At 51.5% G+C, this 22,065-nt stretch carries 21 protein-coding genes and 1 tRNA gene; 9 read left to right on the top strand and 13 right to left on the bottom strand.

Annotated features, from left to right (window positions below; all coding sequences use genetic code 11):
• Positions 1-12: 12 nt before the first annotated feature.
• The 3 genes from L6H70_RS22570 to ggt form a co-directional block, all read right to left on the bottom strand.
• Complete coding sequence (locus L6H70_RS22570) at positions 13-1,587, bottom strand: PucR family transcriptional regulator (protein WP_236336399.1); 1,575 nt, start codon at positions 1,585-1,587, stop codon at positions 13-15.
• A gap of 325 nt (positions 1,588-1,912) precedes the next feature.
• Positions 1,913-3,100 carry an amidase gene (locus L6H70_RS22565; protein ID WP_236336398.1) on the bottom strand — a complete coding sequence of 396 codons (1,188 nt, stop codon included), beginning with the start codon at positions 3,098-3,100 and terminating at the stop codon, positions 1,913-1,915.
• A gap of 61 nt (positions 3,101-3,161) precedes the next feature.
• Positions 3,162-4,739, bottom strand: coding sequence for a gamma-glutamyltransferase (gene ggt, locus L6H70_RS22560; protein WP_236336397.1), 1,578 nt, complete (start codon positions 4,737-4,739; stop codon positions 3,162-3,164).
• Between the two features lie 225 nt (positions 4,740-4,964).
• On the opposite strand from ggt, the gene chrB reads away from it, so the two are divergent.
• Positions 4,965-5,546, top strand: a complete 582-nt coding sequence (gene chrB, locus L6H70_RS22555) for a chromate efflux transporter ChrB (protein WP_279306787.1) — start codon at positions 4,965-4,967, stop codon at positions 5,544-5,546.
• Positions 5,546-6,085, top strand: coding sequence for a chromate efflux transporter ChrA (gene chrA, locus L6H70_RS22550; protein ID WP_236336396.1), 540 nt, complete (start codon positions 5,546-5,548; stop codon positions 6,083-6,085). Before chrB ends, chrA begins: the two co-directional genes overlap by 1 nt.
• 23 nt (positions 6,086-6,108) lie before the next feature.
• On the opposite strand, the gene L6H70_RS22545 is transcribed toward chrA, so the two are convergent.
• Positions 6,109-6,486: a PH domain-containing protein gene (locus tag L6H70_RS22545; protein WP_054939376.1), complete on the bottom strand. Its 378-nt coding sequence runs from the start codon at positions 6,484-6,486 to the stop codon at positions 6,109-6,111.
• Positions 6,487-6,930: 444 nt separating this feature from the next.
• On the opposite strand from L6H70_RS22545, the gene abc-f reads away from it, so the two are divergent.
• Positions 6,931-8,874 (top strand): ribosomal protection-like ABC-F family protein, encoded by a 1,944-nt coding sequence (gene abc-f / locus L6H70_RS22540; RefSeq protein ID WP_236336395.1) that lies wholly within the window; start codon positions 6,931-6,933, stop codon positions 8,872-8,874.
• 18 nt (positions 8,875-8,892) lie between these two features.
• A complete protein-coding gene (locus tag L6H70_RS22535) occupies positions 8,893-9,372 on the top strand; it encodes an ASCH domain-containing protein (RefSeq protein ID WP_236336394.1) in 480 nt (159 codons plus the stop codon).
• A 159-nt stretch (positions 9,373-9,531) separates the two neighbouring features.
• Here the strand turns inward: L6H70_RS22535 and L6H70_RS22530 are convergent, their stop codons facing one another.
• The 4 genes from L6H70_RS22530 to L6H70_RS22515 form a co-directional block, all read right to left on the bottom strand.
• Positions 9,532-9,684, bottom strand: a complete 153-nt coding sequence (locus tag L6H70_RS22530; protein WP_236336393.1) for a hypothetical protein — start codon at positions 9,682-9,684, stop codon at positions 9,532-9,534.
• A gap of 201 nt (positions 9,685-9,885) precedes the next feature.
• Positions 9,886-10,503 (bottom strand): NUDIX hydrolase, encoded by a 618-nt coding sequence (locus L6H70_RS22525; RefSeq protein WP_236336392.1) that lies wholly within the window; start codon positions 10,501-10,503, stop codon positions 9,886-9,888.
• 45 nt (positions 10,504-10,548) lie between these two features.
• Entirely contained in the window at positions 10,549-11,508 is a 960-nt protein-coding gene (locus tag L6H70_RS22520; RefSeq protein ID WP_236336391.1) for a TRM11 family SAM-dependent methyltransferase, read from the bottom strand.
• A gap of 38 nt (positions 11,509-11,546) precedes the next feature.
• Positions 11,547-12,002, bottom strand: a complete 456-nt coding sequence (locus tag L6H70_RS22515; RefSeq protein ID WP_236336389.1) for a winged helix-turn-helix transcriptional regulator — start codon at positions 12,000-12,002, stop codon at positions 11,547-11,549.
• 318 nt (positions 12,003-12,320) lie between these two features.
• On the opposite strand from L6H70_RS22515, the gene L6H70_RS22510 reads away from it, so the two are divergent.
• The gene (locus L6H70_RS22510; RefSeq protein ID WP_236336387.1) at positions 12,321-13,676 is read left to right on the top strand and encodes a dipeptidase; all 1,356 of its coding nucleotides are present in this window, start codon (positions 12,321-12,323) and stop codon (positions 13,674-13,676) included.
• A gap of 83 nt (positions 13,677-13,759) precedes the next feature.
• Here the strand turns inward: L6H70_RS22510 and yjcZ are convergent, their stop codons facing one another.
• The 4 genes from yjcZ to L6H70_RS22490 all read right to left on the bottom strand — a co-directional run bounded on the left by yjcZ (position 13,760) and on the right by L6H70_RS22490 (position 17,448).
• Positions 13,760-13,873, bottom strand: coding sequence for a sporulation protein YjcZ (yjcZ, locus tag L6H70_RS22505; RefSeq protein WP_236336386.1), 114 nt, complete (start codon positions 13,871-13,873; stop codon positions 13,760-13,762).
• 168 nt (positions 13,874-14,041) lie between these two features.
• Positions 14,042-14,115, bottom strand: a tRNA-Gly gene (locus tag L6H70_RS22500).
• A 76-nt stretch (positions 14,116-14,191) separates the two neighbouring features.
• Entirely contained in the window at positions 14,192-16,315 is a 2,124-nt protein-coding gene (locus L6H70_RS22495) for a bifunctional diguanylate cyclase/phosphodiesterase (RefSeq protein WP_236336385.1), read from the bottom strand.
• Between the two features lie 170 nt (positions 16,316-16,485).
• The gene (locus tag L6H70_RS22490) at positions 16,486-17,448 is read right to left on the bottom strand and encodes an aldolase catalytic domain-containing protein (protein WP_054939367.1); all 963 of its coding nucleotides are present in this window, start codon (positions 17,446-17,448) and stop codon (positions 16,486-16,488) included.
• Between the two features lie 238 nt (positions 17,449-17,686).
• Here L6H70_RS22490 and L6H70_RS22485 point away from each other — a divergent pair, with 238 nt between their 5' ends.
• The 4 genes from L6H70_RS22485 to L6H70_RS22470 all read left to right on the top strand — a co-directional run bounded on the left by L6H70_RS22485 (position 17,687) and on the right by L6H70_RS22470 (position 20,413).
• Positions 17,687-17,929: a FeoA family protein gene (locus L6H70_RS22485; protein WP_054939366.1), complete on the top strand. Its 243-nt coding sequence runs from the start codon at positions 17,687-17,689 to the stop codon at positions 17,927-17,929.
• Positions 17,926-19,938, top strand: coding sequence for a ferrous iron transport protein B (feoB, locus tag L6H70_RS22480; RefSeq protein ID WP_236336384.1), 2,013 nt, complete (start codon positions 17,926-17,928; stop codon positions 19,936-19,938). The genes L6H70_RS22485 and feoB overlap by 4 nt, the downstream gene beginning before the upstream one ends.
• 43 nt (positions 19,939-19,981) lie before the next feature.
• Positions 19,982-20,164 (top strand): FeoB-associated Cys-rich membrane protein, encoded by a 183-nt coding sequence (locus L6H70_RS22475; protein WP_341482756.1) that lies wholly within the window; start codon positions 19,982-19,984, stop codon positions 20,162-20,164.
• A 111-nt stretch (positions 20,165-20,275) separates the two neighbouring features.
• Positions 20,276-20,413: a hypothetical protein gene (locus L6H70_RS22470; protein ID WP_236336383.1), complete on the top strand. Its 138-nt coding sequence runs from the start codon at positions 20,276-20,278 to the stop codon at positions 20,411-20,413.
• Positions 20,414-20,517: 104 nt separating this feature from the next.
• Here L6H70_RS22470 and L6H70_RS22465 read toward each other — a convergent pair whose 3' ends face one another.
• Positions 20,518-22,050, bottom strand: a complete 1,533-nt coding sequence (locus L6H70_RS22465) for a leucyl aminopeptidase (protein ID WP_236336382.1) — start codon at positions 22,048-22,050, stop codon at positions 20,518-20,520.
• Between the last annotated feature and the right edge of the window lie 15 nt (positions 22,051-22,065).

Below are 22,065 nucleotides of genomic sequence, written 5' to 3'. Positions count from 1 at the left end.
AATACCGAGGACTTATTCGCGTTCCAGCATTTTGCGGAATACGAATACCAGCTTTAGCCTCATCAGGTCATTAATTTTTTTGAAGTCAACATCCAGAAGCTCACTTAGCTTCTCAATCCGGTAAGTGGCAGTGTTGCGGTGAATGAACAGTTTTTTGGCGGTTTCGTTCACATGTCCGTCATTGTCCAGATAAACCTCCAGCGTATGGAGCATCTCCTTGACATATTCCGGCTCACGGCTGAGCAGCCCGCGCAGATTGCCGTTAATATACTTTTCCATCGTATCCGCCGGAATCTGGCCCAGCAGGAGATGCAGCTCAAGCTGGCGGTAATGCACCACATTCCCGTACGCCCCCCACTGCCGGACCATCGACATGCATTCCCTTACCTCGGCAAAAGCCTCCTTCAGTCCTTCCGGCTTCACCTTAATACTGCTGACTGCCGCCCGGGGATAGTACGCCTTATCAAGCTTCAAATTGTGAAAACATTCATTTATCAGAGCACGAAACTGCTCAGGGCTGTGCTGGCTAACCGGCAGCAGTGATACCAACCCCTCATCCATGATGACATGAATGGCATTCAGTTCGCGCAGGGCAGGATGCTCCGCATATTCTTCCTTTAGCCGGAGTAGCTCCCCCTGCCGGTCATCTTCAATAGCAGCTGTATCGGTAAGCACCAGTTGAAAAGGGGATTGCATAAGTGTCACTTCCAGCTTGACTGCGGCCTGGGACAACTCGCTGCAGGATAATCCGCCCTTCAGGCACCGGCGCAGGAGACTGCTGAATTCACGGTGCTCGGCATGCTCAAAATAATCTTCATAACCGGAATGAATATGAAAGGAAATAAGTTCAGCTCCCTGGACAAATAAGCTCTCTTCCACGGGCAGCAATAGCGGGTCAATCGGACAATACAATAGATAGCCGGAGCATTTCCCCCCTTGCATTAACGGTATCCGCAGGCCTGTTCTGTCACCGATGCGAAAACGCTGATTGCGGTTCTGCCAAGGCCAGCCTTCCAGCAGCTGTCGTTCTTCATACTCCGAATTATTGTACACCGCATCTCCCCTGGCGCTGATAACCGCAAGCGGGTAGCCAATCACCTCAGATACCGACTCGAACAGCGGACGGCTCCGTCCGGAGCGTAGCGCGAAGCGCATCAGCTTGCGCTGCTTATCCATAATGCTCTGCAGCATGCTGGTGCTGCGCGACAGTTCTGCGCGAAACAGCCCGTTCATCTGATCGGAGAACGTAAACTGGAACGGCAGCTCAATCAGCGGAAAATTCAGCGTCTCCGCTTCAGCAATCAACTCCTCCGGGACCGTATCCCAGAAGCGGCCTAACTTGATGCCCAAGGCAGAAGAACCGCGGCGGTTCAGGGTGTGCAGCAGGGCAGACGCATCCTCCAGACTGTCTTTGATCAAATAGGCTGTTGTCAGCAGCATTTCCCCTTCTTTAATCCAGTCCGAAATATCCGGCGCATCCATCACATTAATCGACTTCACAATTCTGTGTTTCCCCTTAGCTCCGGCTATAAGTTTTGCTTCGGATAAAGGATAAATGGACAACGCTTCTTCAACGGTAAGATGCATGCCACCCCTCCTCAAATAGGTTCATTGATTATCATTCGGTCTTTATGTTACTTTATGTAACATTATAGATAAAATGACCCCTTATTGAAAGAGAAACTTTAATTATTCCGTGCATTATGTTAGATAACATTACGTATGTCACGAAAAATTAACGATTGTACTGCTATTTGCTGACGAGTCCAGATTCTGGCGCTGCTCTTGGCTTATGAACGGATAATGGAGGGGAGCCGGAATAGCGCGGAGTGCGGGGGATGAATAAAAAAAACTTCCGTTCCCGCGTGATTACGCAGTGACGGAAGCCGGGTATGCCAACGTTTATTTGCTTCTATTTCCAATTTTGCCGGACCCAGGAGAGCAGGCGGAGATCCTGGCCGTGACCGCCGATAACAGACAATCCCAGCGGCAGTCCGCCTGGGCCAGGAACCGGCAGCGTGATCTGCGGCAGTCCCGCCAGCCCCGCAATACAGCAGAGCATCATGGCTCCGCTGCGGTTCAGTTCCAGCTGCTGCAGATCACCGCCGCGCAGCGGCGCCGGTCCGGGAACGGTCGGGATGACCAGACATCCGTCTTCCCCAAGCAGATCCCGCAGCCTGGCCGTGATCTCCTGGCGCAGCGACATGGACCGGCTGTGATCTTCCCCGGCAATGGTTGCCGCCCAAGTGAAGCGTGCAGCAATGTCCGGGCCAAAGACCGGCTGTTCCTGCTCAATCCACGCTCCATGGGTGGCCCAGATTTCTGTACCCTGCAGCTCCCTGAATACATCCATCCAGGTTTTCAAGCCTTCCGCTGAAATAACCGTTTCCAGCGATTCATCTGCTCCCGCCTGCAGCCGGTGGAGGCCTTCCTGAAGGAATTCGGAGCTTGCCGCTTCTGCCAATGCCCAGCAATCCGCAGGGATGTACAGTTTGCTCATTCTGTCACTATTCTGCTGTAATGGCAGCTGGTCCTTACGAAGCAGTACCTCGCCTATCCGACGCAGCAATTCCGGACTGTCCGCCATCCAGCCCACCGTGTCAAACCCCGGGGCCAGCGGAATCACCCCGTCCATCTCTACCGCCCCATGCGTAGGCCGAAAGCCATACACCCCGCAATAGGATGCGGGAACACGGATCGAACCGCCCGTGTCCGTGCCGAGCGCGAAGTCCGCTACGCCGGAGGCTACCGCCACCGCCGAGCCGCTCGAGGAACCGCCCGGTATCCGGCCAGGCCCGCGCGGGTTAAGCGGTGTCCCGTAGTGGTAATTCTCGCCGCCCAGACTATACATCAGCTCATCCGTATGAGCAGCTCCGCGTAAAGAAGCTCCGGCCTCCAGCAGTTTAAGCACCGCCGCCGCATGGGCTGCAGACGCTTCGTGGCTGCGAAGCCAGCCGGGATTCCCGGCGGAAGAGCTGTGCCCCGCTACGGCGAACACATCCTTTACAGCAAAACTAAGACCTTCTAGCACGCCCTGTTTCCGGCCGGTTACTTCAAGCTCCGGGACAATGAAAGCGCCATGTTGATTATTAGTGACCATCTCTTCCTCTCCTTTCCTCCCGGACCGAACGGGCAACTAATTCCTATGCCGCAGCTATTCCCTACCAGCCAATGGCTGCACCATCGCAGCGCGGATCAGTCCCTCCGCTGCGGTAGCCATTGCCGTCAATGGCGATGGCATGCGCATGGCCCATAATGCCGTCATATTCTCCGGCCTGGCGGACAATATGGCCGGCTGCGGCCAGTTCATCAAGCACAAGCTGCCCCGCGCGCTTTTCCACTTTCAGCTCCTGCGTCGGTTCTCCCCAGGTTCTGCCCCACACGAACCGCGGTGCATTCACCGCCTCCTGTGGATTCATGCCGTAATGCAGCATACGTGTCAACAGCATTGTCTGGGTTTGCGGCTGCCCCTCTCCGCCTTGCGTGCCATAGAGAAAGGCGGGCTTGCCGTCCTTACAGGCCATAGCCGGCATAAGCGTGTGGAACGTACGCTTATGCGGCTCCAGCGTATTGATATGTGCAGGGTCGAGCGAGAAGAAGGAGCCGCGGTTTTGCAGCAGAATTCCCGTCTCTCCAGCCACAGCGCCTGATCCGAATTCAAAATAAAGACTTTGAATGAACGACACCGCATTGCCCTCGCCGTCCACAACAGCAGCATAGGCCGTATCCCGGCCAATCGGCTCGCTGCCCAGCACTGCAGCCCGCTGCATGGAGATGGATGCCGCGAGCTGCCCGCCATACTGCTTATCCAGCAGCTGGTCCAGCGGGACCGGGCGGAAGGCCGGATCGGTAAGCACCTGATCCCGGTCGCGGAAGCTCAGCTTCAAAGCCTCGGCCAGCAGATGATAATACTCGTAGGAACCCTGTTCGATATTCCCAAAATCAAAGTGCTCCAGTATATTCAGCGCCATCAGTGCTGCAAAGCCCTGTGAGTTGGGCGGCGCCTGATAAACGGTATGCCCGTGATAATCAGTGGAGACGGGGTCCACCCATTCCCCGTGATGATCGGCAAAATCATCACGGGTGAGATACCCGCCGGCGGCATGCATATAATTGGCTATATCCTGCGCAATTGCCCCCTTATAGAAGGCGTCGCGTCCGCCTGCCGCAAGCAGACGCAGCGTCCCGGCAAGCTGCGTCTGCACGAACTTCCCGTGGACAGCCGGAGGCCGTCCGCCGGGAAGATAGATCGCCGCCGCCTCGGGCGTCAGCGCGGCTCCGGCTAAGATGCTGCCCCCGTGCTGATCCGGCGACAGCGGAAACCCTGCGGAGGCGTAGCCGATCGCCGGCTCCAGCACCTCCCCGAAGGTCAGGCGGCCATACTGGCGCTGGACCGCCGCCCAGCTGTCCGCCATTCCGGGCACCGTAATGGCGCTGCGGATCCCCCGCCGGGGAATCGCTGCTTCCCCGGCGTAACGGTCCCTGCGGACGCCGTAGCCGGATCGTCCGCTGCCGTTGTAAGCCCGGACGTGCCCTTCACCGGCGCTGTAGGTGAGCCAAAAGGCATCGCCGCCAAGCCCGGTCATATGCGGATAGACTACGGCGAGCGTTGCACTTACCGCTACCGCCGCATCAAAGGCATTGCCCCCTTTTTGCAGAATTCCCGCCCCGGCTGCGGAAGCCAGGTAATGGGGGCTGACCACCATTGTTTTTGTGCCGATTACTGGCCCTGTCGTCATGCACCCATCTCCATTTCCCAAAACGCTTAAGGTTAGTGTCATTTAACCGTACAGCAAATTCCCCTGTCAATGTGTTAAGGGCAAACTCAAATTCAGCCGGCCTGTTTTTGTGAGCCATGCACAAAGATTTACACAAATACGGCATGAGCAGTAGTTGCCCTCATACCAGTTGTTATAGAATGAGTCAAACTCAGACTACGTTTCTAAACTTTTAGGGGGAGTCCCGTGAAATCGACCAATAAAGAATATGTGCAGCTTGCGGTGGCGATGTGCAGAACGGGAATTCTCGGCTACGGCGGAGGCCCTTCGGTCATCCCGCTGATCCGGCATGATGCCGTAAGCAGGTACGGCTGGCTGACAGATGACGAGTTCGGCGAGACGCTGGCTATCGCAAACGCCTTGCCGGGACCGATCGCCACCAAAATGGCCGCCTATCTCGGCTATAAGCTAAAAGGAGTCCGCGGGGCCATACTTTCCGTGCTGGCGCATATCCTGCCCAGCTGTATCGCAATGATCGCCCTGCTCTCTGCCGTCAATTATTTAAGCGGCTCCAAAACCGTAGCGGGAATGATCGCCGCCGTTTCGCCCGTCATCGCGGTGATGCTCGGAATGATGGCGTACGAATTCGCACAAAAAGCTTTCAAAGGGCTTGGAAAGTGGATTGGAACAGCTTTTCTCGTACTGGCGCTGGTGCTGCTGGAAGTGCTGCATCTGCACCCGGCCATCGTCATTGTGCTCTATCTCAGTTACGGAACGGTTCATTACCGGATACTTGCGGGGAAGAATAAGAAGGGAGGGACCGCCTAATGGAATGGCTAGAACTGATCTTCGGATTTTTCATGGCTAATCTGCTCGGCTATGGCGGCGGCCCTTCCTCCATTCCGCTGATGTATGAGGAAATAGTTCCGCATTACGGCTGGCTCACCGACGAGCAATTCTCCAATATGCTGGCGCTTGGCAATGCCCTGCCCGGTCCGATTGCCACGAAAATCGCCGCTTACGTCGGCTATGATGTTTTTGGCTGGATAGGGGTTATTGTTTCGCTACTCGCTACCGTTCTCCCCTCTGCCGCTGCACTGATCATCCTGCTCCAGGTCATGCAGAAATACAAGCAGTCTCCTGTCGTAAAAGGGATGACTCTGCTCGTACAGCCGGTAATCGCTATTATGATGACTGTGCTTACGATTCAAATGGCGAAAAGTCCGGCAGAAGCCATCGGGATCTGGCAGACACTCATCATTGCTGTAATAGCTTTTGCCGCTATGAAGTGGCTGAAGCTGCATCCTGCACTTGTGATTGTTGCCGCTTTTGCCTATGGAGCGTTTCTGCTTCCTTATACGGTCTAGCCGCTGCCGGAACACTCAGGCCTTCATTTCAAAATATACTGCGACAGCACCGCCTGTACCTCGTAAATATTGACCGATTTATTGAACGTCTTCTTCAGCGGCAGGGCACTGCCGGATACATACAGACATAGCTCCGCATCCAGATCAAAGTGGCCCGCCGTCTCCACGGAATAATGGGAAATGCTTTTATAAGGTATAGAGTGGTACTGTGTCTTCTTGCCGGTTACACCCTGTTTATCGACGAGAATCAGCCGTTTATCCGTAAAAATAAACATATCCCTGATTAGCTTATATGCCCGTTCAATCTTCTCCTGAGGGGCCAGAATCCGCGCATACTCCCGCTGTACATCGGCTAGCTCAACCTGGGTTGCATTGCCCAGAAGCCCGTTAAAAATCGCCATAGTCTCTCCTCTTTCCCGTAAAAAAATTTGGGCGGCCAGCACCGCCCCCTAACATCCTACTTGTTCCGCCGGAGTTATATGCGGTAAAAAATCCCTTTCCCCCTTGCATATTCTGAAGATATTGGTTAAACTAGCTTTAAATTTGTTACGAAGGAGGTGTGGAAGAATGGATCACAATGTGACTAATAGTGTTAATAGCCGGCTGATTACAATCATGTCTGGCATCGTTCATGTAAATGCCGACAACGGGAGAAGTCTGTCCATTTACAAGAATTTAATAACACTAAACCATTGTGAAATGCCTTTCCAGCCACACTTCAACGGATAAACCAGACCGGAGAACTGTTCAAGGCCGCGGGGAAATTTCCTCGCGGCTTTTTTATGTTCTTTTCCGGCCTCCATCCTGATCAAGCGGCTCAGGGCATTCTAAAAAGGAGAATACACATGATCATCTCATGTCAAAACGTTCAAAAATACCACGGTGCCCAGCTCGTACTGAGTGACATCACCTTCGATATCCGCCAGGGCGAAAAGATCGGTCTCATCGGCCGCAACGGCTGCGGCAAAACCACCCTCTTCCGGCTGCTGAGCGGAGAAGAACGTCCGGATCAAGGACAAATATCCATCCGCCGGGGCAGCATTGTCGGCCTGCTCGCACAGATCCAAGAAGCCGACGCTCAGGAAACTGTCTATGCCGTTCTGCAGCGAAGCTTTGCCGAACCGCTCGCGTGGCAGAGCCGGCTGCGGGAGCTGGAGCAGCAAATGTCCGGGCTGGACGCCGGGACTGAGGAAGCTGCCTGGAACAGGCTGCTCAAGGAATACGGCAGCCTGCAGGAGAAATTCGAAGCAGCCGGAGGCTATGAGATCGACTCCTCCATCCAGCGCGTCGCACAAGGCCTCGGCATTGCTGCCTCCCAATATGACCGCGTGTTCGCTTCCCTCTCCGGCGGCGAGAAAACAAAGGTCGGTCTGGCAGAGCTGCTGCTGCGCCGACCCGACGTTCTGCTGCTTGACGAGCCGACCAATCATCTGGACATGGAGGCTATCGAATGGCTGGAGCAGTACCTCCAGACCTACGAAGGCACCGTACTGGCCATTTCCCATGACCGCTATTTCCTCGATGCCGTCGTCCGGAAGGTGGTTGAAATTGAAGACGGTGAAGCCATTACCTACCACACTAATTACAGTGGTTATCAGATAGAGAAGGAAGCCCGTCTGCTTCAGCAGTTCGCCGATTATCAGGAGCAGCAAAAGAAAATCAAACAGATGCAGGAAAGCATCAAGCGGCTGATCGAATGGGGCAACCGCTCCAATCCGCCGAACCCCTCCTTCCACCGCCGGGCCGCCTCGATGCAAAAGGCGCTGGACCGTATGGTCAAGGTCAAACGTCCGGTCCTGGAGCGCAAAGCGATGGATCTGCAGCTGCAGCAGGATGACCGGACCGGCAATCAGGTCGTTATCCTGGACCAGATCAGCAAAAGTTATGGCAGCCGCGTCCTCTTCACAGGAGCCAGCGACATCCTGAGATACGGCGAAACCACCGCACTCATCGGAGGCAACGGCGCCGGCAAAAGCACCCTGCTGCGGATGATTCTCGGCCAGGAGGCCCCGGACAGCGGAAGCTGTGCACTGGGCTCACGGGCGGCTGTAGGCTATCTCGCCCAGGAAGCCGTTCCTGAGGACGGCAAGCTGTCTGTACTGCGTTATTTCCGCGAAGAGGCCGGACTGGAGGAAGGCGAAGCCCGTGGTCAGCTTGCCCGCTTCCTCTTCTTCGGCAGTGATGTGTTTAAGGACATCACCAATCTTTCCGGCGGAGAGTGGACGCGGCTGCGCTTCGCGGTGCTGATGCACCGCCGTCCGAACCTGCTCATCCTTGATGAGCCGACCAATCATCTCGATATTGATTCCCGCGAGGCGCTGGAAGAAGCGCTGGAGGAATTCCCCGGCACTGTGCTGGCGGTTTCCCATGACCGCTATTTCATTAACCGCTGCTTCGGCAAGCTGTGGTCGATCGAAGACGGCCGGTTCCATGCATTCTCCGGGAATTATGAATATTACAAAGAGAAGCAGGCCGAGAAAGCCGCTGCACGTTCTTCAGAAACAGAGGCAGGCGGTTCAAAAGCCGGCGGTCCGCCAAAAAGCGCTTCCGCACGAAGCAACAGCTCCACTCCTCCCGCTTCCTCACGTAAACCGCTTACCGCGGTCCGCTGGGAGGAGGAGATCGCGGCAGCCGAAGAACGGGTGAGCCGGATAGATGCCGAGATGCTGGAGCCCTCCATCGCCAGTGATGCACTGAAGCTGGCTGAGCTTCAGCACTCTCGGGATGCCGCGCAGGCCAAGCTGGATGACTTATATACCACCTGGATGAACGAAGCGGAATTAATTTGAGGGGCGAAGGTGAGTGGAATGACAGAAAACACAGCTATAGCAGACTATTGGAACGCATATGTAGAGGAGCACCCGAAGGTAAAGGATAAATACGACAGTGCATGGGCCTTCGGTGACAGCCCCCGGCTGGCAAACGAGCTCCTGGAACTGGTGCTGCAAGGAATTAAGACAGGGACTGCCTCCAATAAGGTACTGTTCGAAAAGCAGGGATTGAGTCTGCCTTTTATCGGCGGCCATTCCATCCTGCTGGATGGAGACGGCGTGCCGAGGGCAATCATCGAAACAACGCATATCGAGACTGTCCCTTTTAATGAAGTGACTGCGGAATTCGCTTATTCCGAGGGCGAAGATGACCGTTCGCTGGGTTCGTGGCGTCATGAGCACGAGGTATATTTCACAAGAGAATTTAATCGCTACGGCATGCCTTTCGATCCTACTATGAAAGTAGTGTGTGAGAACTTCCGTGTGGTGCATGTGAAGCCAATGACCATAACCTGAAGCAAAAAAGCTGTGCCATCCTTAAACAGGGGCACAGCCTTTTTTTTTTGGTGGAAGCAATATGTGCAGAGAATTAAAAAGGCCGCTTCTTCCGGGACGGAGAGGCAGCCTTCATTGTATAGTTGCAATTCATGTAGGATATAATTCTGCGGACGCTGTTTACCGCCAGATTCCTGTGATCCAGCCGAATACTGAGATCCATAAGGGAATGCTGATCAGAATACCCCATACCAGTCCGGTAGCAATATTGCCTTCGGCAGGACGTGTTACACTCTCCTGTGTAAGCGGAAGTCTCAACTCTTCTTGTTCCATGCGATCCCCTCCTAAAATATCTTATCGTCACAGTAGAGGAAAAAATGTAGACCGCCCGGCCCAAAAAGTTATGTTTCCGGATAATTTTTTAGATATAAAGGCTCAGCGGATTTTTTTGAAAAGGCTTTCATAATTATTATTAACCAGTTTTTGCCTAAATAAAACTTATATTTCACTTTGTCATACATTATATGCAGTTTACTAGTCCAAAATGACTGCCTTTTCTGGATTTTTTAAGAATTCGAACAGCATCTTGATCTGCTTTTCTGTATTCCGTTCCTGCGACAGCTCAGGCAGTTCATCTTCACCAAAAAAGCCGACTCCGTTAGTTTCTACACCTTCCGATGCTTCTCCTCCTGTAATCCGGCACAGAATAAAAAATTTGTATACATGATAAGGCTCCGGCGGGTGGTTATGGAACTTTTTGTCCAGCACAGCCAGCAGACGTATAGCTTCAGCATGATAACCGGACTCTTCAGCGATTTCTTTGACAGCCACCTCACTTGGTGAAAGTCCTATATCCCCCCAGCCCCCGGGAAGCGCCCAGTTACCGTCGAGCTTCTCGCGGACCAGCAAAATTTTACCGTCCTGAAAAATAACGCCGCGGATATCCACCTTAGGTGTACAGTATCCTTCATCCTCTGCAAAAGCGAGCCGGATCTTCTCCTTGCTCTCAAATGTATAATTCGCCAGAATATCTACGCTAAGCTCACGCAGCGCCTGATACCGCTCAATATCATAAACATCCTTGGCGTATGTAAGACCCGTCTGGGCAATGGCCTGAATTTCCTTGGCCCAGGTTAACCATTTCGCTTCCATCACAGCAGCGCCTCCACTCCAGTTTTTATGTTTCTGCGGATAAAGTTATATGCAAAGCATCAAGTGACGGGAGAACAGACCTTTTTTGGCCACACAGCGGTCTATAATTTCAAACCCGGCAGCTGCGATCATTTCGTCCATCGCTTCAATGGCTACAATAACAACCCTGTCAGCAATTCTGCGGGCATTGACCAGGATATCAAATTGTTCTTCCGGCGTGATGCTGGAGTACAAATTATAAGGCATGTCCACAACCGCTGCATCGTAATGCTCAGTTATGTCAGCGATATCCCCCAGGGTGACCTCACTTTCAAAGCCGAAATGGGCAATATTCGTCCGTGCTCCCGCCGCGATGAAGGGATTAATGTCACGCCCGACAATATCAATCCCCATAGACAACGCTTCGACCATTACCGTTCCGATGCCGCAGCAAGGATCAATAGCTCTGATACCGGCCGGCTGCGGCACAGCCATGTTGACCGCTGCCCGGGCCACGCGCGTACTGAGCGCAATGGAGTAACTGCGCGGTTTCTTCATCTGGCGGAACCAGGTCGCTTGGTTCTTATGATAGGCACCGAAGTACCAGCGGCCGCCCAGTGTTACAATACCATACACTAGCTCCGGACGGTTTACATCCGCCTCTCCCTCGATGCGCAAGCCGATTTCCCGCTCAATCACTCTGCGTTCATCGTACTCTATTTTTTCCTCCGGGGACAAATCATTGGTCTTCACAAAAATCACCTTAAAGGTCTTTCCGTCCACCTCTACCTGCTCTGTCTGCTTATAAATTTCCGGCAGGCTGTCTCCGGCGTACATTACATCAATCCGTTCCTTGATAAACGGGCTGCGGCTGACTTCTACATTAATACTGCTGGCGAAGATACCCGGAGGAATTGCTTGGCCAAACAAACAGCGAAGCTCCATCCCGCATAAATCCAGCTCGTCCCCCGAACAGGCATATGTATAAATATAAGCGGGAATCTCTCCCGTCTGAACTTGTTTCATTTCATGCTCCAAACCTGATTGTGAATTCGCTGACACTATTATTCCGCTCCTATCGCTTCCGCCGCTGGCGGCGCTGTTGTTTCTTCCAGGCCGTCTGCCGTTATGGCATTCTCCAGCCTGCTGTCATAGTTTATACGTGCGCTGGTAACTTCTTCACGATTACTGTTTACCCAACCGACCAGAGATGTCAGCGGCTGCAGCAGGGAATCCCCCAGCGCAGTTAGACCGTATTCAACCGTTAAGGGGACCGTGGGTGTAGCTTTACGCCAGACCATGCCATCCCGCTCCAGAAAGCGGAGGGTCTGGGACAGCATCCGCTGTGAGATGCCAGCAGAGCGCCGCTGCAGTTCCTTGAACCGCAAGGGCCCGTTACCGAGATTAACGATGATCAGCACACTCCATTTATCGCCAACCCGGTCCAGAATCTGCCGGGTAATGGTGCAATCCTCCAGCAGCGGCTGCAGCCGGCCTTGTGCAGGCAATGATTGGTCCATAATAGTTACCTCCATGTAACCTAAGCAACGAATAGTGCCTTTCTGCGCCATAGGTCAGTTAAGTCTAGCATGGTTACTGAACGTAATCAACAACCGTAAAAGAACTGTCTAATTTGTAAATACTCGCTATTATAAACACCGGCCCGGGATCGGCTGGTAAGCCGATTTGTAATCTGTTTTGATCCATAGGGAGTTCTCCAGTATAATGGATGCATTACACTGCCAAACTAGCCGGCGGTCAATTAACGGCCCGGTTCAGGATTTTAGCTTATCTGGACGGTTTTGCGCAGCGAAACTCCAAGGAGGTACATATTCACTATGACTTATGAACAATATTTCCAGGCTGAACGCGAAGCTCAGCTCGCTGAACTGAAGGAATGGCTGGCCATTCCCAGTATTTCTGCCCTTTCCGTACATAAAGAGGATGTGAACTCGGCAGCCCATTGGCTGACTGACACCCTCAAACGCGCCGGACTGGAGAATATAGAAATCCATCCTACTGCAGGTCATCCAGTGATTTATGCCGATTATCTGCATGCTCCAGGGAAGCCGACTATTCTCGTCTACGGCCACTATGATGTTCAGCCGGTAGATCCGTTACACCTGTGGACAACGCCTCCGTTCGAACCGGAAATCCGCGACGGCAAGCTGTATGCACGCGGAGCTACTGACGATAAAGGCCAGGTATTCATGCACATCAAAGCCATCGAAGCTATCCTTAAGCAGGAAGGTACGCTGCCGGTCAATATCAAGCTGTGTATCGAAGGTGAAGAAGAGATCGGCAGCGTAAATCTGCCGCCGTTCCTGGAAGCAAGCAAGGATAAGCTTGCAGCGGATGCGGTACTCGTCTCTGACACCGCACTTCTGGAACGCGGACGCCCGGCGATCTGCACAGGACTCCGCGGCCTCTGCTCCCTTGAAGTCAGCGTCCATACGGCTTCTACAGATTTACACTCCGGCTCTTACGGCGGCGGGGTGCCCAATGCACTGCACGCACTGGTTTCCTTGCTCAGCTCGCTTCACGATGATAAAGGCCGCGTAGCCGTTGAAGGCTTCTACCAAGGCGTACCTGAGCTTTCCCCGCTCCTGCGTGAAGAGTTCGCCAAACAGGGTGTGAATGAAGAGAAGATCAGAGAATCCCTGGGCCTCGACCAGCTGTACGGTGAAGAAGGCTACAGCTTTGTTGAGCGGGTCGGCGCCCGTCCGACGCTTGAACTTAACGGTGTCTACGGCGGCTTCCAGGGGGAAGGCAGCAAAACCGTCATTCCTAAGGAAGCTCATGCCAAGATTACCTGCCGACTGGTCGGTGACCAGGATCCGCAGCATATTCTGGATGCTGTTGAAGCTCATCTGAATGCCAACATCCAGGCAGGGGCAAAGGTACAGGTGAAGCAGATGGAAAAAGCGCGCGCCTTCAACATTGATCCGTCGAACCCGATTCTGCAGACGGCTGCAGATGCTTTTGGCAAAGTATACGGCACCCGCGCCCTCTTCACCAAAGACGGCGGATCGATCCCGATTATGGAGAGCTTCTCCCGCATTCTGAAGGCACCGGTTGTCCTAATGGGCTTTGGTCTTGATGACGAGAACCTGCACGCTCCGGATGAGCACTTCAACCTGGAGAACTTTGATAAGGGCTTGCTTACGATTGTCGAGTTCCTGAAGACGGTATAATTCAGGCAAGCCATTCACAACAATAAAGCCAGGGTTCCCGCAGATACTACGGGAACCCTGGCTTATTTATACATGGTACCTGATTAAACAAGAAATGCCTTAGAGATGATAACCAACAAAATAAACAACACCAGAATTGCAGCTGTTGATGTCATACCGCCCAATCCTCCGCCGTAACCGGCAACGTTCTCGCTCATGAATTCCTTCCTCCTTTGCTAGTGGATACAGCCTTAGAATATGCAGTTAACGCTGTCCTGCTTGGGTATACTGGAAATAGATATTTTTATACATTTTTGCAAATTTTTCTCAATAAATAAACAAATAAAAAAAACCCTTGCATAACAAGGATTTCGGAAGTTAATTATTGGAGCGGGTGATGGGAATCGAACCCACGCTATTAGCTTGGAAGGCTAAAGTTCTACCATTGAACTACACCCGCGAGCGTAAAGTGAAGACAAAAGATATTGTATCATTCCGATGAATAAAATGCAACCCTAATGACTTACCCGCTCCGCTTACAAAGATACTCCCATTAATGGCTTTAGGAATTCCGTTTCAAATTCTGCGGCTATTACCGGTTTGCTGAACAGATAACCTTGTGCTTCATGGCAATGCTGCTGGCGCAAGAAGTTTAGCTGATCTTTATTCTCCACGCCTTCAGCGGTAACCTTCAGCTTCAAGTGGTGAGCCATGGATGTAATCGTAGAAACAATTGCGGCATTATTGCTGTCTTCCATCACTTCAGAGACGAAGGAACGGTCAATCTTCAGCCGGTCAATCGGCATATTCTTCAAATAATGCAAGGAACTATAGCCTGTGCCGAAATCATCAATACTGATGAATACGCCAAGCCGCTTCAAGCGGTTAAGCTGGTCAAAAGCGGTTTCCTTGTCCAAGGTCATGCTTTCCGTAATTTCCAAATCCACATAACAAGGATCTAGACCGATCTCCTGCAGGATGGCATCAATTTTACCGGCCAGATTAGGCTGGAGAAACTGGCGCATGGACAGGTTAATAGATACACAGATCGGGCGGTATCCCGCTGCCTGCCACTCTTTATTTTGCCGGCAAGCCGTTCTCAGGACCCACTCACCGATGGGAACGATGAGTCCGCTCTCTTCTGCAATCGGAATGAACTCCACAGGCGATACCATCCCCCGTTTTGGATGATTCCATCGCAGCAGTGCCTCCATCCCGACAATCTCTTCGGTCTCAAGCCGTACCTGCGGCTGATAGACAAGATAGAATTCATCCCGCTCCAGTGCCCGGCGCAGATCATTTTCCAGCTTGAGGCGTTCTTTGGCCTTCATCTGCATGGCTGGTATATAGCGGCGGATCTCCACATTTTGCTCTTTGGCATTATGGACAGCTGTATCCGCATTCTGGATCAACTGTTCTGCTGTATCCCCATCACCAGGGTGGATACTCATCCCCAGGCTCAGAGAGATATGATATTCACCGGATTCCAGCTGCACCGGAGTCTCGAACAGCCGCAAAAGCTCAGATGCACGCACCAGGCAGCTCTCTACACCGGTCCGCTCCGTCATCAAGAAGGCAAACTCATCTGCCCCCATACTGAACAGTTCTTCGTTCACCTGAACCTCATTTTGAAACCGCTCCGAAACAAGCTGCAGCAGCAGATCGCCGGCGTAATGCCCCAAAGAGTCATTGATATTTTTAAAATGATTAATATTCATAATGACCAGCGCCGAGAATCCATGGCTTTTATCTTTTTCACTCTGCTGGATCATTTCTTCCACACGCTGCATCAGACGCCTTCTATTCGGAAGACCTGTCAAATCATCGTGATACGCCAAATAGTTAATCCGTGCTTCCGCCTGCTGATTCTCATGGTAAGGTTCATCGATCGTCAGCCGGTAGACCCCGGTGAGCATCAGATAATAAGATATTCCGCTGCTGAGCATTCCAAAGAGATAGTCCATCTCCCCGACACTTAACAGGTTCATGAAGAATACCTGACTCAAGGCGAAAAAGATCAGGGCGCGGATAATAATGAGCAAAGAGGCTGATTTCTCAACCCTGCCCGGGTATACAATAATTCCGACACTAAGCAGATAGACAAACAGCACCGCCATATCCACCAGATGCTTCACCGTGTTTACCCACGAATAGTCCGGAAATCCCTGCGCTATGGAATGGCCGAAGATCAGAACCGACAGCGAAAGGGCTATCAATACGAGCGATACACCGAACACCTTTTTTTTACTCGTTACAGATACAGGCTTGTCTTCCTTGCTGAAAATAAACAGTATGCCAAATGCGCTGGCCAGACGCGAGAAGGTAAGCAGCCAAAGGGATTGATCTGCGCTGATAATAGAAGATATTGCAGGAATGCCTACAAAACTTAAGGTGTGTAAAAAATCAAAGATGCATACTCCTAAAAATAAAGCGGAGGTATAAAGTCTTGCTCTGGATAATTTGTCGGAGAAAAACAGCCATCCTTGGGCAAAAATCGCAAAACCAAAAGCTATATTGCAGCAGCCGATAATAAGATAGAACGCTAGCAGTACATCCTGATTCTCGATGTGACTAAGCGGTGTGCGGAAAATCTGAATTAGAAGGAACAGTGCGGCCCCTATAATCGCCGCTTGGATTGTCTTTCTCTCTTCTTGTCTCATAAGTCCCTCGCGTCTAAAAAAATGATATCTACTATATAGATGAATGAATGATTTAAACCCTACATTTAAATATCGGCTGTACGGCCCTGTAAAGTTACACTCACCACTTATATTTAAAAGAAAAAGCACCTTCCCCTGAGGCAGAGGTCGGCACTTTTGTATGAAGACGATTATTTATCTCCGAAACTAACCTCAGGCGTTGTCAGCTTGTCATAGAAGTCGACAGCCTTATCTTTATCCTCTGATGAACGGAGCGCCATCGCTGAGCGCGGGTGCTCATCTAAAGTGCCGGTGATCATATATGGAATGATATATCCCCACTCTTCTTTCTCACGGAGCGGAATCATCAGACGCTCGATAATATCAAGAACCGGACGCAGCGTATACTTAGTATTCTTCAAGTGGGTAACCAGCAACTCAGTCGGGCAGTTCCCGGCGGCACGTCCCATTCCGTAGCAGGAGGCATCCAGCAGTTCTACTCCCAGCTCAGCCGCAATAAGAGTATTGGAGAAGGCCAGCTGCAGATTGTTGTGCGTATGTACGCCCAGACGTTTGTTAGGTAGATGGGTTTTGAACTTGTCCACCAGGTATTTCATGTCGTTATGATCGAGACTGCCATAAGAATCTACAATATAGACAACATCAACGACACTTTCGCGAATCATTTCAAAGGCTTCCAGCAGTTCATTCTCCATCACATTGGACAGAGCCATAATATTAATGGTTGTTTCATACCCGCGGTCATGGAAAGTCTGCACCAGCTGCAGCGCTTTGTCGACATCCTTGCTGTAGCAGGCAACACGGATCAGGTCCAGCATACTCTCGCTGCGCGGAAGAATATCATTTTCGTCCACCCGCCCGATATCTACCAGCGCCGACAGTTTGGTGTTTCCCTTTTGGGGGATAACTTTGCGCAGGAAATCATCATTCAGGAAACGCCATGGGCCTGCATCTTCTGCTCCTTTTAGCAGCTTAGGAGAATTTTTATAACCGATTTCCATATAATCAACACCGGCTTCATTCAGACCGGCATACAGATTCTGCACAAATTCTACGCTAAAATCCCAGTTGTTGACGAGTCCTCCATCACGAATCGTGCAATCGACAATTTTGCTTTGATTATTCTTCACCATTTTGTTCTCCCTTCAACATTTCCTACATTATTTCCGCCAGCATAAGATTACTATGCAATCATTATCGTACAATCATACTGTAGTGAAGAATAAAATGTAAAGATTATTTCTGTTCTGTTCCATAACTGTTTTCAGCATACTTAAGCTATGATATAAATCACTGCAAAATTTATTAAAATTTGCTACAGTACAAGAAAGTAAATGAGATTGATTATCAGTCTCTATTGGAGGGATCAAAATGGCCTCTACATCCTGCTCTTTACTGCGCCTACAACCGGGCTCAATAGGCTCCATTCATAGAATTGAAGGTATGAACCCTATCCTGCGACGCCGTCTTGCAGATCTCGGGGTGTCCGAAGGCGTTATGATCCGTTTAAAAGGAAAAGGCCCTTTCTTAGGTCCGATTACACTGGAGTGTAACGGGCAATTGTTCGCGATTCGCCGGAAGGAAGCTTCCATGATTGAGGTGAATGTTTCATGAGTTCAATAGCACTCGTAGGTAATCCCAACACCGGGAAAACCTCACTTTTTAATACATTAACCTCTTCCTATGAATATGTGGGGAACTGGGCAGGCGTAACCGTTGAGAAAAAGGTGGGCAGCCTGAAGAATGGCGCCGGCAAGCTGATCGATCTACCTGGAATCTACTCTCTGCACCCCCTTTCCCGTGATGAGGGTGTTGCCGCGCAGTATCTGATCGATGAATCGCCGGAAGCGCTGGTTAATATTGTGGATGCATCACAGCTGGAACGGAATCTGCTGCTGACCCTGCAATTGCTGGAATATGGTAAGCCGACCGTACTCGGCCTCAATATGATCGATGTCGCTAAAGCCCGCGGCATTTATGTTAATCCCGAGATCCTGCAGAAGCATTTAGGCATTACTGTACTGCCGCTGGTTGCCAGAACCGGCAAAGGCAGCGGACAAGTACTAAGTGTCCTGGAAAAGACATCAAGCATCCCTGCAGTAACCTTTAAGCTCCATTATGGCGAGCTCGTGGAGCAGGCCATTGAGGCCATTCAGCATGAATTGCAGCAAACTGCAGGTTTACCGAACCACCGCTGGGTTGCTCTTCAATTGCTGGAACAGAATCCTGTAGTGCTCGAGCTGCTGAGCAAACGCATGAATACCAGCCACCTGATGGAAATCTGCGATGCTTGTCAGACCAAGCTGCAAAATAAGAGGCTTGCTCTGACGCTGCCGCAATGGATTCGTTCAACCCGTAAGGAATATATCCATTCCATATGTCTTGAGGCAGTGGATACAACAGCCCAGAAGCCGCATAATCTGACGGAAAGACTGGATTCCATTTTGACCCACCGATTTTTGGGACTTCCTCTATTCCTTGTTTTTATGTATGCAATGTTCAAAACAACATTCGACTGGGTCGGCGGACCTTTATCTGATATCGTGGACGGCTGGATTTCCGGCCCTATCAGTGACGGTGCTAGTTCGCTGCTCCAGACTATCGGGGCATCAGGATTTACGCATGCGCTGATTGTAGACGGTATTATCGGCGGGGTAGGAGGCGTGGTTGTCTTCGTTCCGCAGATTTTCATTCTGTTCCTGATGATTTCTTTCCTGGAGGATTCCGGATATATGGCTCGTGTCTGTCTGCTCATGGACAGCACAATGGAACGAATGGGGTTAAACGGCAAAGCATTTATCCCATTTATTATCGGCTTCGGCTGTAATGTACCGGCTATCATGGCTGCACGCAGCATTGAACAGCCTAAAGAACGGATGCTCACAACTCTCCTGTTGCCGCTCATGTCCTGCTCTGCCCGGCTGCCGGTTTATCTATTATTTGCCGCAGTGTTTTTCCCGGCCCAGCAGGCAACGGCTGTTATGTCCATGTATGTGCTCGGAGTTGTATTCGCACTGATCCTGTGCAAGCTGTTCTCCAAACACCTATTCAAGAATGAATCGTCCGTTTTCATCATTGAACTGCCTCCTTACCGCATGCCGCAGCTCAAGACGCTTGGCCGCAGCACTTGGGAGAAAGGCAAAGGCTTCCTGCGCAAAGCAGGTACCATTATCCTTGCCGGTTCCGTAATTATCTGGCTGATGTCCTATGCCGGGCCAACCGGATTCAATGTGGACATGGATAACAGCTTTTTAGCTAAATTCGGCGGGCTGATTGCACCGCTGCTGCACCCGCTCGGCTTCGGAACCTGGCAGGCAGGCTCTACGCTGGTTCCCGGCTTCCTTGCGAAAGAGGTTGTCGTCTCCACCATGAACATTATCTATCACACTCCGGATACTGCCGGACTGGAAAGTCAGATCTCACAGGTATTTACACCGCTGAGCTCCATCAGCTTCATGGCCTTTATCCTGCTCTACATTCCTTGTCTGGCCACTGTAGGGGTTATTAAAAAAGAAACAGCTTCCTGGAAGTGGACCTTCTTCTCCATGGGCTACTCCCTGGTACTGGCGTATATGGTATCATTTATTATTTTCCAAGGCGGAAGTTTATTGGGATGGTCGTAAAGCCTGGATTGGCAGACTTTCTTGCAGAAAGCGGGGACAAACAATGATAGTCAATATTGTGATTGTAGCTGCAGTGTTCGGTTATTCCGGCTGGATGATTTACCGGCATGTTCAAAAAGGCAAACAAGGTGCTTGCGCTGGCTGTGATAAAAGCAAAAGCTGCCCGGCTGCATCGATGGATTCACCCTTCTCCTGCTCTTCAGGCACGGCTGACAGCAAGCTCTAAATCAGCGGTATTTCAGCTGCCAACTTCATACAGCAGGTTTAAACTCCTTGGCAATCGGGTATGTTTGTTATAAGCAATTGCAGCCAGACCACAACCTAAGGAGGAATAACCATGAATACTAAAAAAACGTTATTTACTACCGCAGCATTGGGAGCCGCTTATTTGCTGAAAAACAAGAACGCACGCGATAAGATTATGGAGGGCATCCAATCCTTTACCTCGCAAGTGAAGGCTAAACGGAACGGCTGAACACTGTAAGTCAGCCCTTCATACCTTACCGATTTCATTTTGATTACAAAAAGCCGTAAAGCTCCTGAACCCTGGAGCCTTGCGGCTTTTCGTCTGATATCCTCTTAGCTACCGGCTGAAGCAATAGCCTGTTCTGATCCTGTTCCGCTAGTAAGATTCAGTAAATATTCCAGCAGCGTGCGCACCATAACTCCTGTCGCCCCTTTAGGGTTCACGCCCCGCTCTTTGGACAGGAAGGCTGTTCCGGCGATATCCAGGTGTATCCACGGTCGCCCTTCAGCAAACTCCCCGATGAATAACCCCGCCGTTGTGGCACCCCCGAATCTTCCGGCTGCGTTGCGGATATCCGCCACTTCACTTCTCAGCATCTCACGAAACTCGGGATACACAGGCAGCGGCCAGATTTTCTCCCCAGACAACCTGGAAGCAGCCAGCAACTCCTGTAAAAACGACTCGTCATTAGTGACAGCACCGGTAGCAATATCCCCCAGAATAGACAGCACCGCACCTGTAAGCGTGGCTACATCAATGATGCGTTCTGCCCCCCATTCCATGGCATAGGTCAATGCATCCCCGAGTACTATTCTGCCCTCGGCATCGGTATTAAGCACCTCAACCGTTCTTCCGCTAAGAGAGGTTATTACATCCCCTGGCTTAAAGGCAGCAGCTGAGGGCATATTTTCTGCAGCAGGGATGACCATAACCACATTGACCCGCGGTCGCAGTCTGCCCAGTGCTTCAATGACTCCCAGTACAGCCGCCGCCCCGCCCATGTCACTGATCATATCTTCCATCCCTGGCGCTCTTTTCAGTGAGATTCCGCCTGTGTCAAAGGTAATTCCTTTGCCGACAATCCCTATTACATTCTCCCAGTCACCGGTTCCCTGGTAACGAATAGCTATCATCCGCGGCGGATGCACACTGCCCTTTCCGACAGCAAGCAGACCGCCCATGCCTTTTTGTTCAATTTCACGTTCATCCAGCACTTCAGCCGGGAGTCCGTGACGCTCAGCCACTTCAATGGCTGCCGCCGCTAGAGTGGATGGTGTCAGCAAATTGCCGGGAAGGTTGGTCAAATCGCGGGCCAGATTCGTCGCTTCCGCAAAGGCCAATCCCCGCTGTATCCCCTGATTCCAGCTATCGTTGACCGCTTCCCCCGTCTGCTGCTCCGTACGAAACACTACAGAGGTTAGTCCTCTATAAGGGGGCTGGTCCTGCTTGTAATGCTTTCTGCGGTAGCCCCCAAGTACAAGACCTTCGGTAAGCATCTGAGCTACTGTTACAGCCTCCTGAGACATGAGCAGCTCCGGTATTTCAATGATAAGCCCCGAGATTTTGTGGCGGATTGCAGCGCGGGAAATCTGGGCAGCCAGTTCCCTTATTTCTTCTGCATCCGGCATTCTTTTCCCGCTTCCGGCCAAAATGACAATAGGGTGATTAACCAAATCTCCGGCTGCCAATAGATAAGTCTGGTTTAGCTTCCCTGCAAAAAGTCCGGCTTGGGCAAGCGGCTCTATTCTCGACTTCCACGATACTGGAAGACTGCCGTGCTCCAGCTCGGCTTCGGATACAATAACACATAAGGCATCGCCTGTTATGGCAGCAGATGAACCGCCGCTGTTCCATTCAATGATCATATATTTCCCTCCAGC

The organism is Paenibacillus auburnensis, assembly GCF_927798115.1.
Taxonomy (GTDB): Bacteria; Bacillota; Bacilli; order Paenibacillales; family Paenibacillaceae; genus Paenibacillus_AQ; species Paenibacillus_AQ auburnensis.
The sequence above is the reverse complement of the archived record's forward strand: the minus strand, read 5'-3'. Positions and strand labels throughout refer to the sequence as shown.